Genomic DNA, 15655 nt, shown 5'->3' with positions numbered 1-15655 from the left:
TGTTTGAGTTATTGATACTGCTTTAGTTTTAATAAGACATTTGTTATCGATAGTAATTACTTATCTACCTATATCTATTTGAATAATTTTTTAAATATTGAGAATAGAAAACTAATTTAATATAGCCTTATAAGAGACTGTACTGATGCTTGTAGTGAGCTATTATTAGATGTTTGGGCGGATAGTAAGCTTTCAATAGCTTGTGCCAAATATATCACTAACTAAAACAATAAAACGTGCTACCAGTCATGGTAACACGTCTCGTCATGCGTCATTTGTGCTGTTGTTATTCACAAATGTACATCAGACTATCTTATTGCTTGGCCAGTTGTTTCTCACGCTCACTTTCTTTGAGCATTTTATTGATAGGTTTTGCTAGTATCAATAATATTACAGCGGTAACTACCAAGAAGACGGTCATGGTGGTAAATAGGCCTGGAAGCCCTTCGATTTTGTCAGCAGATACATGTCCACCGAAGAATGCGGCGACCAAGTTACCCATAGCAATAGAGGCAAAGAACAGCCCCATCATTTGCCCTTGCATACCCTCTGGTGCCAGCTTTGTCATGGCAGATAAACCAACTGGGCTCAATGCTAGCTCACCTAGCGTCAATAATAATAAACTACCAACCAACCATAATGGCGATGCCAAGCCAGCACCAGGCGCTAAAATACTTTTTGAAGCAAAAATCATCAAAGCAAAACCTGCGGCTGCAAGTAGCATACCGAGTGCAAACTTAGCCATACTGCTGGGCTCAAGACCTCGGTTGCCAAGCTTGACCCAAATAATACTGACGATAGGCGCCAACATTAGAATAAATAGCGGGTTCAATGACTGAAACCAAATACTTGGTATCTCAAATCCTAAAACATTTAGATCGGTATAACGATCGGCAAATAAGTTAAAAGACGTTGGCTGCTGTTCAAAACTTGACCAAAACAGCGTCGAACCGATGATTAAGACAAAGCAAATCAACAAGCGTAGTTTGTCAGTCTTATCCAATCGCGGGGAGATAAACATAATAGCAAAATACAAGATGACCACCGCAGCAATGATATACGTCATATACTCTGCAACCATCTCAGGGTTGAACGATATCATACCGGTAGACACTAGTAGCACTGCAGCTACTAGCAACGCGACGAAGCCACCAACCCAGCGACCGATGTTTTTGTAATGGTCATTGGACTTTTCCCATTCGGCAGAGATGCCTTTGGCGCGTGCATAACGCGTTAAGTTCTTTTGTGCCACAAAACGATAGATCAATAATGAAACCAGCATACCCAAACCACCAACGCCAAAGCCGACATGCCACATGCCTTTTTCTTTGAATACACCAACGATAAGTGCCGCCAGTAACGCACCGATGTTAATACCCATATAAAACAAGGTAAAACCGCCATCACGGCGAGAGTCGCCCTTAGGATACAAGGCGCCAACCATCACTGAGATACAAGTCTTAAATAACCCTGAACCTAAGACAATACAGATTAAACCAACAAAGAACAGCGTCATACCAAACATCGCTGAAAGCGCGATACACAAGTGACCAAGGGCAATAATGATACTACCCCACCACAATGCACGCTCTTGACCTAGCCAGTTATCTGCTAGCCAACCACCTGGTACTGCTGCTAAGTATAACGAACCCGCAAAAATACCATAAATAGCAGAAGCGGTGACTTCACTGAAGCCAAAACCGCCACTGCTCACTGTTGCCACCATAAATAAAACTAATAGTGGACGAATACTATAATAGGAGAATCGCTCCCACATTTCGGTAAAAAACAATGAGCGTAAGGGCGCAGGATGTCCCATAAAGCCATTGTCTAGTGCTTCTAGCTCTGCTGCACTAGCCCCCGATTTTGTTTCTGTGCCCATAACTTTATTCCTTTAAAGATCATATTTGTAATGACCAAAACCCTGACTATTCAGGTGGACGGTCATATAGGCGGAACATTGTTTCACTTGGTTATAGGCAAGTAAAGAAAAAGTTGGTTAAAAATTACACAAATACTCATAAAAAAGAACCCGCTCTCAATGGTTGAGAACGGGATCTTTTTCTGACCATATAGGCCAGTAATATTATACTTACAGCACTGTTGATATAGACTTCATAATACAGCTTATTTTATCATTGAGTAGTACTACTTTGAATCAGTGACATACTTATAATATAGACTACTGTGCTGCGTTCTCTTCAGTAGCTTCGCCAGTATCCCCAGCCTCTAAGTCACCGTCCGCTTGCTCAGCTGTCAACTCAGCATCGGCAACAGCGGCTTGGCTCACAGTGCCAGAGGCAGTTGCTGTGCCAGCTTCTGCAGTAACAACTGCACTGTCTGCATCTGTCGCTGGTGTCACGGTTGCATCTGCTGCAGTATCAGGTGCTGCAGCATCTGACGGTTCTTCTGTTGTTGCAGCTGCTGGAGCCGCTTCTTCTTCGGTAGCAGTGGCTTCTGCCGCAGCTGACGCTTCAGTTGTCTCAGCAGTGATATGCTCGCCTGCTGGACGCAAAAATGCAGAAATACCAATAAGTAAGACAATACCTAAGAACATGGCAATGCCACCTAAAGCGAATAACAGCTCTTTTTTTGGATTGTTATTGACGATACCTTCTGACATACCTTATCCACCTTGCACAAAATATTTGAAATATTGACCTATTATATCGCAATTTATACTGATTTGTGAAAACCCTTAAGTATTTAAAGGGTTTATTATTCACAATTCTAACATTCGTTTTTGGCACTTGTGACAGCCAACTGCTTAACAAGCTGTCCATCACTCGAAACCCATACTTCTCACATCACAATATTACTTAGCCAAACGTACTGGAGTCTTTGGTCTTTTACCCAAATAGCTAAGTATCAGCAACAGTGCCATGATAAACAAAATAGGATACTGACCAAAGCGCATGAATGGCGTGTTGCCAACTCGTGCCTGAATATCACCGCGCAAGACAGTACGTTCAAACTGCGGTGCACGCTCTACGATACGACCTTTATGGTCAATAATAGCCGTTACCCCTGTATTGGTCGCACGCATAAACCAGCGGCCATTTTCTAACGCACGCATCTGTACCATCTGTAGATGCTGTAATGGGCCTGCTGACGTACCAAACCAAGCATCGTTTGAGATGGTTAATAAGAAGTCTGTGCCAATCGCGTTTTTGCGCGTGGTATCTGGATACGCCACTTCGTAACAAATAGCTGCACCTAAATTATGCCCTCGCACACGTAGCGGTGACTGCTGATCACTACCGCGACTATAGCTCATGATATCTTGGCTACCTGCTAGATTAGGCAAAATATCAAGCACGCCTTCAAATGGGATGTATTCACCAAATGGGACTAGGCGCTGCTTTTTATACAAACCCTCCGCCTCTGCCCCTAGCGCGACCACACTATTATAAAATGGCGGATATTTATCTGTACTGGCATCAAATGCTGCTTCATCCTTATATGGAATACCTGTCACCCATGTTGTGTCAGTCTCTTTGGCCATTTCTACCATTTCACTGATAAAACCAACGGCTTCTGTCTGAAACATAGGAATCGAAGACTCAGGCCACAGCACAATGTCACGCCCCCACTCGTCACGAGTCAATGTTGCATAGATTTTTAGCGTCTCAATCTGATATTCGGTAAGCCATTTTAGGTCTTGCGGGATATTACCCTGAATCAAAGACACTGATAAATCAGGGGTACCTTTTGGTTTGGTCCACTGCGGATTGATCAGCCATAGCGCGCTACTAATGATTAACAATGCTATCGATGGAATCATATAACCAGCGCGTCGACGTAGTAGCTCAACGATACTAGCAGCCAATAGTACCGCTACAAAGGAAACCGCAAAGACGCCAGCCACAGGTGCTAGCGAGGACAGCCAGTACTGTTCAGTAAATGCATAACCGACAAACAGCCATGGAAAACCTGTAAATAGCCAAGTTTTCATCCACTCTTGAAGTATCCAAAGGGCAGCAAAAGATAATGGCTGCTTGCCAACCACGCGATTAAATATTAGCGCCAAAAATCCATGGAACAAGCCCATACCCAGACCCATAAGCGCAATCATAATCAGCGCAAGCCATGCGGGTGTATCACCATAGACATGAATAGATGTGTACAACCAAAACGCACCAACACACCACAGCCCCGTACCGTAGGCGTGACCAATTAGAAAGGCGCGGCGACCCGTCATCGCTGGCACCAATAACGCATATAAAATAGCAGGTGATACCAAAGCAACTGGCCAAATACCATAAGGCGCGAGCGCGAATATAAAAGCTGCCCCTGCCAGCCAAGCTATTAGTACCGTCAATCCCATATGTAAACCTTTTGGTTTATCGGGGTTCAGACGTTTTTGCAAATCAACAGTAGACAGACGCATAGCAGTTATCCAAAACCATATTTTCTAAAATTTCTCAGCTAAGCTGTGAGATAAAACTCACGCAAAACCTGACTGCATAATGCTTTATGCAGAGCCACAAATAAAACCCACCCATGATACCAGTCAAAATCTACAAGTGGGTAAATTTGCGTAGCTAAAACCTCATTCTAAAAAGTAAAAGGCGGAAAGCAAAAAACACGATTTTTCATCGTGTTTTTTATTGAATTTGCTAGAAACGAGATGGTCAGGAACTGTATTCATTGGTCATTTGCTATAACCAGATGAGCACATTAGTGGCTACCTATCAATATCTGTTGCTCGTCATTGATTTTAGTCAGTTCTAAATTTTGGATAAATCGCCCTTCTACATCAGTAATGGTAATTTGCCAGTCATCTATCATGACGCTTTCACCTTCTAAATCACCCACGAAGCCAAGCGCTTGCATGACCAAACCACCCATCGTATCGACATCGGTATCGTCAAAACGGCTACCAAGCTCATCGTTACAGTCTTCAATCACTGTAGACGCTTGGACGCGCCATGTATTTGGCTTTTCTGGATCAGGAACGATATTATTAATATCGCTGTCTTCATCAAAGTCATCATGCTCATCGACGATGTCACCGACGATCTCTTCTAACAAATCTTCCATGGTGACGACACCACCAAAGTTACCAAACTCATCAACGACAATCGCCATATGCACTTGGGTGCGCTGCAATGAGCGTAGCAAAGTATCAGAGCGCGCCGTTTCACTGATGTACAATGGTTGGCGCACCAAATCTCTAAGACGCTTACTGTCAATTTTGTCTTCTTGGTTGCGGACCATATGTACCAGAATCGGAATCAAGTCTTTTGCCAATAAGATGCCGATAACTGCATCATCATCTTGACTGTCAAAAACGGGGTAGCGCGAGTGAGTGGTATCAAGAATGATGTCCATCACTTCGGCAAGACTGGTGCTCTCATGCAGGCCAACCACTTGTGGTCGCGGTGTCATGATTTCGCGAACTTGTGTCGCAGGCAAATCTAGCACGCCTTCTAACATATCGACCGTATCAGGCTCTAAAAACTGGCGCGAGTCTTGTACCAGACGAATCAATTCATCACGGGTTTCGGGGGCGGTCGATAGCCAGCGTTTTAAGCCGCGCATCGACCAACTACTCGGGCTGGGAGTGTCGTCAGACATGATGGTGTGATTTAACCTCTTTAGTTAATAAAAATTGGAGTTATATTCGATAAAAAACGAACAATACTCAATAAAAAACAAGTAGAGCCTAGATGGGGATAAAAGTAATAAATAAAATAGCTGGTTTATTATTAATTAATGGATAAATAATAAATTTGCTAATACAAATTAGCTTCACTTTATCTCAAGGCTCACCGACATTCAACGACAAATTCACTCAAATTATATTGTCAGCGTGTTATAAACTTTGCTATGGTCAAAGCCTTTATTTATCAAAACAAACCTTATGTCGCTACGTTCCGTTTTTTCTCGCTTGCTTTCGTCGCGTTCACGCAGTCGACTTATAGACAGTCGCGACTCAGAGAGCCAAAAATTAGAAAGTAAAATATCAGGAAGCCACACACCAGAAAGTAGGCAGCCAAAGTCTAAATGGCGACAGCATCTTGTGACTTTTTTGATTACCGTTACGTTGTTGTTATCAGCAATTTGGTTGCTATTAGCGATTTGGTATCAGTACGGCATCAGCTCAGTATTAACTTGGCTTGCGACAATAGCGATTGCAAGTATATTAGCCGCATTGTTGAGCACACGTTATTGGGAGGCTGTCACAAGAGTATTGCAAAATAACTCATGGTCTAATAAAAAATCAATTAGCAAAGGCGCAGCAACCAAGGTACTTATCGGAATATATAGCGCTGTTTGGCTGGTGGGTCTAGGTTGGTTTTTTTCTATCGAGCCTAAACAAGATCGAGAATGGATGGCTGAGGTCGACCGGCAAGTTTCCTATGAGCGCGATGCGACCAATCCTGATTTGATTACTTTAACCAATGTACGTAACTTTGATTGGCAGACCAAAGCAAACGCTAATGAGCATTGGGATACCCGTACGATTGATTTGTCTAAACTCTCAGGTGTCGATGTGACCAACTCTTACTGGATGGGGCCGCTAATTGCTCATACCTTGGTTAGCTTTCGATTTGAAGATGATAGACCGCTTGCCTTCTCATTTGAAATTCGTAAAGAAGACGGCGAGTCTTTTTCGGCGCTAGCTGGGTTTTTTCGACGCTATGAGCTGAGCCTAATTGCCGCAGAAGAGCGTGATATTATCTATACCCGCAGCAATGCGCGCGGTGAGCAGGTTTATATGTTTCCTATCAGTAATTTGCAACAGCATGAAGTGAGGTCTCTGTTTGAGCCTTACCTAACGGCGGCTGATGATTTGAATGCCGAACCTGCTTGGTACAATACATTGGTCAGTAACTGTACCAATATTATCTTTTATATGGCGCGTATCGTGAGTGGCGATCGCTTGCCATGGGATTATCGTATTTGGGTGTCTGGTTGGCTACCAAACTATCTATACGATGTGGGCATGTTGGATGCAGCCCCCGAAAAAGACAACCAGCCTTGGTCAATGAACACATGGTACGAACGTACTCATATCAATCCAAAAGCAAGGGGCTTTGATAATCAAGCTGACTCACAGTCTAGCGCTGGTAGAGATAAAAATAGTAGCGAATTTTCGCAACAGATTCGTCAAGATATACCGATACCATCATTGGCAAACTCACAAACCAGTGCTGAAGCAAAAGCCAAATCTACGGCTCAAGCATCTGACTAACACTGGTAGAAATGCTTTCTTGTAATTAAATCAACTTGAGACAACGCTGAACTAAGGGTTAACCCAATTAATTACTCGCGTTTCCATCTCTTCATCAGACATGCCGATTTCAGTGACACAGCGACCAGCGACACCTACGTTGGCCGCTCGCATTTGCTGCTGTGTCACTACTGCATCCCCGGTCAATAACAAATGCCAACTTGGTAACCCCTGCCCCTTATACAGGCGCTTATAAGCACAGTGTGACGGTAGCCACATCATATTTGGCAAGTTTTCCATAGTCAGCTGAATACAATCGGGTACGTACTCTTGACGCGTTGCATAGTGACTGCAATATCCGGTTGAGCAGTCCATCAGTTGGCACGTGACATCGGTGTATTCAACCAATTCTTCATCGGCATCATTATCGATGTATTTGATCAAGCAGCAACTGCCGCAACCATCACACAATGCTTCCCACTCGCTATGATTTAACTCGTTTAACGCAAATCGCGACCAAAACTGCGGGCGTAGTGGCTCAGACCTAGAATCAGAATCAGCACTAGAATCGACATCAGCACTATCAGGAGACAAACTTACCGATTGCACAGGCGTGACTGCTGAATCGAGACCTGAGTTCAAGTCTAATTGGTCATGATTTTTGTTTAATAAGCTTATAGTCATAAAGTCGCAGTAGCATTTTGATAAAGAGCGTTACAGTATTATAGCTGTTTTTGCTAGACATGGGCGTTAAGGTAGTACGAGTTAGGAAAACGAACCATCACAATGACAAATAATTAAAACTCACAACATAAAAAAGGACAATAATATGTCAATTAAGACTTTCGAATTAATCAGTACTACCGAGAATGGCGTTGAACTTATCAGCTATGCGGCACTACCAGAGGACGCATCAGATGAAAAACCAGCAGCAGGCATCTTAGTTGCACCAGAATGGTGGGGCGTAGTCGACCATCCAAAATCAGTGGTTGAGCGTTTGGCAGAAGCAGGCTATGCGGCTGTGGCAATGGACGTATACGGCGAAGGTAAATTAACCACTGATGCGGCAATGGCAAATATGTGGATGGAGCAAGTACTTGCCGATCAAGACATGCTAATGTCTCGCTGCCGCTTAATCCTCAATGACTTCAGTGACCAGCTATCAGTCGACGGTGACAATTTGGGTGCAATTGGTTACTGCTTCGGCGGTAAAGTAGTACTAGACATGGCCCGTGAAGGTATGCCACTAAAAGCAGTCGCAACTTTCCACGGTAACCCATCGGCAAAACAGCCAGCGGACAAAAACTTTGCCGCAAAAGTGTTAGTCGCTCATGGTCGTGATGATTCAATGGTATCAATGGATGCTATCGAAGGTCTAAAATCAGAGCTAGATGCAGCTGATGTTGATTACACTATTGATGTCTATGACAATGCTAAGCATGGCTTTACCAATCCGCAAGCCGATGAGCGTGCTGCCAAAAACGAAGTAGATCTTGGCTATAATGAAGCGGCTGCTAAACAAAGCTGGGAAAACATGCTTGAGTTTATGAAAGCCAACTTGGCATAAGAATCATCGTTTATAAGATTTTGTTTTAAACAACAAGCCATTTGACGAGCCTATTAAAAGTCTTTTTTTAAAATAGATTTATACGACAAGTAAGAAAATAGTCATTACCAAAAGGGTAGCTTAATTATTAAGCTGCCCTTTTATTGTGAGTGTCATTCAGCACTTGTCTTTTAGCCCAGTAATCAGAGTAGTCTTGTGCTTCTTATCAAATCACGTCATTATCACTTTACTATAAACTGGATTGAGCGACGAGGATGTTATATCTAATGGTGACCCAGTTAGGTTGGCTGGCTTTTACGATTTTATTGATCGTGGTGGTCGCGTTATATACTAGGATAGCTCGAAAAATCGAGCATCTACGCCGTGATGTGACGACGCTGCAAGCTGAGCTTGAGCAGCAAAGATATCGTAGTATGACGCTTCCGTCTGCACCTTCGGCCGATGAAAGCGATTATGTACGCACAACTGCTAATGACGACTATGACGTTAAAGACAATGATGCTAAAGCTACAGCTTTTGACTCACAAAAACTTTCTCCAGATAATCGTCCGCTTGTATCGCCACCACCGCTTCCTACCGTTACTTCAGACTCGACCATACACGCAGCATCAAACATTTATGATGATAAATCTACAGACAATCATGCTTCTATAAATACGAAAAATCCAACGTCTACCCCACCTATTGAGCCTGACGAACGCTCATTACCTATCGTTACCTCACTAATTCACTCAATAAAAAACTGGTTCTTCGGCGGTAATTTAGTTGTGCGGGTCGGCGTACTGGTACTGCTGGTAGGTGTGGTGCTCCTGCTTCGCTTATTAAGCGAATATATCGAGATTTCGATTGCAACAAAGCTGATAGCAGTTGGTGTTACAGGGTTGGCATTGGCAGCACTTGGATTAAAGTTAACCGCAAAACGTTTTTCTTACGGTATCACGTTACAAGGCGCAGGCTTAGCAATTACGTATCTAAGCACCTTTTTTGCTTATAGTGTTTATGAAATCTTTCCTAGTATCCCAAGCTTTATCGGGCTTGGGTTATTATCTGCTATTACCGTTGCCCTCGCCGTACGTCAAAATGCCTTCCCATTAGCATTATTGGCGTTATCTGGTGGGTTTTTTGCACCGATTTTGACAAGTGAGGATACTGGTAGCTTGACCACGTTATTCAGCTACTACCTATTATTAAACGTCACGATTACCATTATTGCTCATTATCGACCGTGGAAAATACTCAATATATTTGGTGTGACGGTGACATTTGGTTTGGCATACTATTGGGGAATAAGCGAGAACCTGAGCGCCGTCATTGAAACGCAGCGCTGGTCATTGGTAGCATTGGTTACCTTACACTGGCTGCTGTACTTATTCGTCGTCATTCGTTATGCGCAGCAAATCATCACCTATAATGCGCTAAATGAAAAAGACCTCAGTCATGCTGTTAATACGAAGCACTTGAACAAGGCCTATGTCGGCAGCCCCTACGTATTCCCTATTGATACTGGCTTATTGTTTTCAGTACCACTACTGGCTTTTGGTTTGTTTTCTGCCTTGCTAAACGACATCTCCAACGCTCTAACGGTTACCAGTGCCATCTTGGCGGTAGTTTATCTTGGGATAGGCTGGTTGTTCATCCAGCGCAGTAGACGCTATGCTTTAATCACCGAAGGGATGCTGGCGTTAGGATTAGTATTTTTTGCACTCGTTATTCCGCTAGCGCTAAATGCTGAATGGATTGCTTTCGGTTGGTCTGTACAAGGATTGGCGCTAGTATGGTTTGGACGACGCTCTCTGCGATCATGGTCTGTGTTATTTGGCTTACTATTACAGCTAGTCAGTATTGGTATGCTAGTGACAACAGCGACATTCTCTAGCAAAGACTACCCCGTTTTAGCCTTTAGTATTTCAGCGCTCAGTTATCTAGCATCCATCTTTATCTTACGTGCTAGTAACTCTCCTACTGCGCTGATTAGTACGTTAGACGGCAGTAATAACACTTATAACAACAACTCTATAACATCCTCAGTCATACAAACACAAAAACTGAACGTCACATCAGATGCATTAACCAGCTATGCCCGTGCGCTAGGTGTCAGTACGCAAGCTGCACAGCAATGGCTGACTTCTATCAATAGTCAGAGCCGCATATTCAAATTCGTTTGGCACAGCCCTAGATTCATCAAACTTTTAACATTGACGGCAATGGCTTGGATGCTACAAGTATTGATGCTTGATTTGCATCATTGGTTTGATATCTGGCAATCAAGCACGACGGTAATTGCACTGGCAGCACTCATCAGTTTAATCGCTTATTGGGTCATCAACCGCTATCGTTCGTGGACGGAGATTAGACAGCTTAATCATGGCTTATTAGCTCTATTTTACTTTATGCTAATACTGCAACTGCCACAAAAGTTTGAGCAGAATTTGACGTGGGTAACGGCGGAATGGTTGGTGTTCATAGGGTTAGTAATTGGCTGGTTAGTTATGGGTCAGCTATGGCTAAAAACATGGTCTGATACATGGTCTGAGAATAACAACACCTCACGCTATACTGCTGCAAGCTGGCTAGGGAAGGGTATCTTACTGATTGCTGCCGCTGCACATTATGGACTGCCAGACTCTGATGGCGTGATGGCCTTCTTGTTTTCAGCAGCTCTCATATTATTTGGGTTATGGTTCAATCATCGTTATATTGGTCAAAATAAAGAAAATACATCAACTAATAAAACATCAAAACAAGGTCTGCTGTATTGGTTTGATTGGCAACAGGCACTATTAGGATGTGCTGCCACCTTTGCTCCCATTGCCTTACTATGGGTCGTTCTCACCAATTGGTCTTACGATGGTGTAATTTGGGGAATATCTTATTTTCCGTTATTCAACCTATATGACATCACATCTTGGCTGACGCTATCGGTTGGTTTTAGTCTGTATTACATCAGACAACGCCGTCACTATGAAACTCTTATCAAGCCAAGTGGAGCTGCCAAAACTAAGCGCGTATTCACCGCTGAGAATTTGCTAATTATATTGGGACTGATCAGTTTTTGGTTAATCTCTAGTATGTTGGTTCGAACACTACACGCCTTTATCAGCACGCCACTTTGGAATGACTATCAAGGCGGCGCATGGCAAAGCGAGCAAGTACAAACAGGACTGACGATTTTATGGACGCTCTTGGCATTGGTCGCCACCATCATGGCGAGTCGCTATTGGCAGCGCGCGCTTTGGTTTATGGGTATTGGATTATTAGGTATTGTCGTACTTAAGCTGGTCTTGGTAGATTTATCACAGACCGAAGCAATTTGGCGAGTGATATCATTCCTTGGCGCAGGCAGTTTAATACTTTTGATTGGTTACCTTGCCCCATTACCACCCGCGCACAAGCACACAGAAAGCCAAAATCATAAGTAATGACAAGTCGGGTTAGGTGAAATTATGGCGTGAGCACTGTGGTTCTGTAGTAAACTGGGCACCATTAGAAAGTAAACGTTGATTGTTTTACTTTTAGCATTTTTTATAAAAGGTTATGAAAGCAGATGGATAAGAGAGCAAGCATTCAGTGGTTCCCTGGGCATATGAACAAAGCTCGTAATGAAATCAAAGAAACCATGCCGCAGATGGATGTGGTCATCGAAGTCATCGATGCGCGTATCCCTTATAGTAGTGAAAACCCAATGGTTGCGGCACTACGCGGCGAAAAACCTGTTATCAAAATCCTCAATAAAGCCGACCTTGCCGATCCTGAATTGACCCAAATATGGATGGATTATCTCGAGCAACAAAGCGGTGTGAAAGCCATCGCTTGCGATACTGAGAAAGCCAATGATGTCAAACGCATCATCGCGATATGTAAGCATCTCGTGCCTAATAAAGTCGGTACAGGTCGCCAGATTAAAGCCATGATTATGGGTATTCCAAACGTTGGTAAATCAACGCTGATTAATACCTTAGCAGGGCGTGCGGTAGCAAGAACCGGTGATGAGCCTGCCGTGACCAAATCGCAGCAGCTGATTAAGCTAGATGATGACATCATGCTCTATGACACGCCTGGTATGCTATGGCCAAAGGTTGAAAACGAAAACTCGGGTTATCGTTTGGCAGCGACGGGCGGTATCCGTGATACAGCTTTTGACTTCGCTGATGTGGCAAGTTACACCGCTGAGTACCTAATGCAAGCTTATCCTGAGCTGCTAAAAACTCGTTATAAAATTGCAGAGCTGCCAAAGACCGATTGGGAGTTTTTTGAAGTCGCTGGACGTAATCGCGGCTGTGTACGTGCGGGCAATCAAGTCGATACCTACCGTATGTCTGAGATTCTCATCAATGAGCTTCGTAGCGCGAAGATTGGTCGTATTACCCTTGAGACACCAGCAATGACTGAAGCTGAAGAAATCGTAGTTGCTGAACAACGACTCGCTGCTGAAGAAAAGAAAAAAGCCCGTGAGGAAGAAAAACGCCTACGTCGTCTAAAAACGCGGAAGAATCGTAAGTAGATTCACCAATAATATAAGCGACTATGAATCCATTAATACCATCAGCTAAAACCATTCAAATTTATCTGCCAAAAGGTAACCCTCGTGGGTTGCGTTTGGCAGAGATGACTACGCGCACAGTAAGATTGATTGAGATCCCACGTATCCACATTGAAGACTTTTTTGCGATGCCCGATGCAAATCAAGTTGGTTTATATTTTTTGATTGGTGACACCGATAGTGTAGAGAAGCCGTTACTCTATGTGGGACAAACTGGCGATCTTAAAAGACGTCTTAACCAACATGATGACAAAGACTTTTGGACACGAGCTTTTGTCATGCTCTCTACCAACAACTCTATGACGCAAACCCATGCGCTATATATGGAACATAAGGCTATCGCAACTGCTATTGAGGTAGGTCGTTACGAACTAAAAAATGGAAATAATGGTAATAAACCGTATACCCCTGACCCGTTGAAAGCTGATTGCGAGGAATTATTCCACACCCTTGACGTTTTACTATCCACCCTAGGACAGCCTATTTTCGAGTCCTTAGCGATTCATGATAGCCTTTATAGTAACGAGACTCATAGAAATAAACCGACTGGCTCGACCATTGCTAAAATCGCACAGATAATCGATGAAACACCAACGAAACCTATTCTAGCCTTATTTTACTACAAGGTAAAAGATGGTGATGCTAAAGGATACTATGACGATGATGGCTTTGTAATATTAGCAGGTTCTCTAATTAGACAAACACAAACGTCATCAGCTCCGCCATTTGTGACTAAACTAAAAGATAGCTTGCTTAGTAGTGGAAAACTCATAGCCATAAACGATAAAAGCTATAAACTTACTGAAAACCATTTATTCAAGACACCCAGTGGAGCCAGTGCTTTAGTATCAGGACGTTCAACCAACGGATGGATCGAATGGAAAAATGAGTCGGGCGAAACTTTAGACAATATTTATCGATAAGCCTTTACTTCTCTATAGCGACCCTATCTATCCCCTTTATTTATAAACAATTAAGCCTCATATACTGGTAAATAGTTTTATCTATTTACCTTCTCGCTTGTCAGCTATAAATCTAAATCCTATATATCCCTGTTCAATTTACAAGGAATGCTTTTGCCTACTCAATTTTCTCAATCATCTACTGCACTGAACGCCTTCGCCCCACGCCTACTCGATTGGTTTGCCGAAAATGGTCGCCATGACTTACCTTGGCAACAACATAAGACCGATACGCCCAATCCTTATATCGTTTGGTTATCAGAAGTCATGCTCCAGCAAACACAAGTGACCACTGTACTACCCTATTTTGCGCGTTTTATGGAGACGTTTCCAACCGTACAAGATTTAGCCGCTGCTGACTGGGATTTGGTCGCCGAGCATTGGGCGGGGCTGGGCTATTATGCACGCGCGCGTAATTTGCATAAAGGTGCTAAGCAGTTGGTTGCGGTAATTAATGAGACAGGCGAGTTTCCGCAGACACTAGCAGGATGGGAGGCTATTTCAGGCGTTGGGCCATCAACGGCTGGTGCGATTATGGCGATGGGCTTGCACCATTATGGCGTCATCTGTGATGGCAATGTCAAACGAGTCATCACACGTTGGGCAGCTATCGATGGCGATATTACCAAGTCTGCTACGAATAAAGAACTATGGGCACTGGCAGAGCGCTTAACACCTACAGCAAACTCAGGATTATTCGCGCAAGCGATGATGGATATGGGCGCGACATTATGTACCCGTAGCAAACCTGCCTGCCTCTTATGTCCACTCAAAAAAGACTGCCTAGCCCATGCACAAGGGCGCGAGACTGACTATCCCGTCAAAGCAAAGAAACAACCCAAACCCAGTAAATTCAGTGATGCACTGCTAATCGAGAGTGCAGACGGTGAGATATTGTGGCTACAACGCCCTGACAATGGAATCTGGGGGGGATTATGGAGTTTGCCCTTAAAGTTCGTAGAAAAAATTGATGGTAAAACGAATAGTAAGGCTACTGTTAAACAGCCGCTAGCTGATGATGATAAGTCATCAAACGTAGCAAATGATGTACGCAGTAATGAAAAAGTATACGAAGCAGAGTTTACCACTGCTGAGCAAATCATTAATGAGTGGCTCATAAAAAACAAACTGGTCGCCAAATCAGTTAGTAAGTCATTGCTAGATGATGCTCCTATTAAGCATTCTCTGACGCACTTTCACTGGTATTTGACCCCACGCAAATTGACAGTCGATACGACGCAGGTAACTGAGCTAAATAAGAAATTAATAGCGGCTGAGATTGACTTCAAGTGGTTAACCAAACAAAAAGCGCAAGATAGTCTAGGGCTACCCCGTGCGATGGTTAAGATATTAGAATAAAAAAAGCGACTCACTATTAATAATGAGTCGCTTTTTTTATGATGACA

General features: G+C 43.3%; 11 protein-coding genes. 6 read left to right on the top strand and 5 right to left on the bottom strand.

Translation table 11 applies throughout. The annotated features are described in order from the left end of the window. Positions 1-313: 313 nt before the first annotated feature. The 4 genes from ACT3QN_RS10945 to ACT3QN_RS10930 form a co-directional block, all read right to left on the bottom strand. A complete protein-coding gene (locus ACT3QN_RS10945; protein WP_444523401.1) occupies positions 314-1882 on the bottom strand; it encodes a peptide MFS transporter in 1569 nt (522 codons plus the stop codon). Between the two features lie 300 nt (positions 1883-2182). Next, positions 2183-2623 carry a hypothetical protein gene (locus ACT3QN_RS10940; protein ID WP_444523400.1) on the bottom strand — a complete coding sequence of 147 codons (441 nt, stop codon included), beginning with the start codon at positions 2621-2623 and terminating at the stop codon, positions 2183-2185. A gap of 192 nt (positions 2624-2815) precedes the next feature. Next, entirely contained in the window at positions 2816-4390 is a 1575-nt protein-coding gene (gene lnt / locus ACT3QN_RS10935; protein ID WP_444523399.1) for an apolipoprotein N-acyltransferase, read from the bottom strand. A gap of 290 nt (positions 4391-4680) precedes the next feature. Next, positions 4681-5580 (bottom strand): CBS domain-containing protein, encoded by a 900-nt coding sequence (locus tag ACT3QN_RS10930; RefSeq protein WP_444521560.1) that lies wholly within the window; start codon positions 5578-5580, stop codon positions 4681-4683. Positions 5581-5866: 286 nt separating this feature from the next. Here ACT3QN_RS10930 and ACT3QN_RS10925 point away from each other — a divergent pair, with 286 nt between their 5' ends. After that, positions 5867-7201: an Lnb N-terminal periplasmic domain-containing protein gene (locus tag ACT3QN_RS10925; protein WP_444529211.1), complete on the top strand. Its 1335-nt coding sequence runs from the start codon at positions 5867-5869 to the stop codon at positions 7199-7201. Positions 7202-7252: 51 nt separating this feature from the next. On the opposite strand, the gene ACT3QN_RS10920 is transcribed toward ACT3QN_RS10925, so the two are convergent. Next, on the bottom strand, positions 7253-7774 hold the full coding sequence (locus ACT3QN_RS10920; protein ID WP_444523411.1) for a YcgN family cysteine cluster protein: 522 nt from the start codon (positions 7772-7774) through the stop codon (positions 7253-7255). 235 nt (positions 7775-8009) lie between these two features. Here ACT3QN_RS10920 and ACT3QN_RS10915 point away from each other — a divergent pair, with 235 nt between their 5' ends. The 5 genes from ACT3QN_RS10915 (at position 8010) to mutY (ending at position 15608) form a co-directional block, all read left to right on the top strand. Next, positions 8010-8747, top strand: coding sequence for a dienelactone hydrolase family protein (locus ACT3QN_RS10915; protein ID WP_444523397.1), 738 nt, complete (start codon positions 8010-8012; stop codon positions 8745-8747). A gap of 266 nt (positions 8748-9013) precedes the next feature. After that, positions 9014-12166, top strand: a complete 3153-nt coding sequence (locus ACT3QN_RS10910) for a DUF2339 domain-containing protein (RefSeq protein ID WP_444523396.1) — start codon at positions 9014-9016, stop codon at positions 12164-12166. 125 nt (positions 12167-12291) lie between these two features. Next, the gene (gene ylqF / locus ACT3QN_RS10905; protein ID WP_444523395.1) at positions 12292-13248 is read left to right on the top strand and encodes a ribosome biogenesis GTPase YlqF; all 957 of its coding nucleotides are present in this window, start codon (positions 12292-12294) and stop codon (positions 13246-13248) included. 23 nt (positions 13249-13271) lie between these two features. After that, a complete protein-coding gene (locus ACT3QN_RS10900; protein ID WP_444523394.1) occupies positions 13272-14210 on the top strand; it encodes a GIY-YIG nuclease family protein in 939 nt (312 codons plus the stop codon). Between the two features lie 147 nt (positions 14211-14357). Continuing rightward, the gene (mutY, locus tag ACT3QN_RS10895) at positions 14358-15608 is read left to right on the top strand and encodes an A/G-specific adenine glycosylase (RefSeq protein WP_444523393.1); all 1251 of its coding nucleotides are present in this window, start codon (positions 14358-14360) and stop codon (positions 15606-15608) included. Positions 15609-15655 lie beyond the last annotated feature (47 nt).

The organism is Psychrobacter sp. AOP7-C1-14 (genome assembly GCF_052376135.1).
In the GTDB taxonomy this organism is placed as follows: Bacteria; Pseudomonadota; Gammaproteobacteria; order Pseudomonadales; family Moraxellaceae; genus Psychrobacter.
The sequence above is the reverse complement of the archived record's forward strand: the minus strand, read 5'-3'. Positions and strand labels throughout refer to the sequence as shown.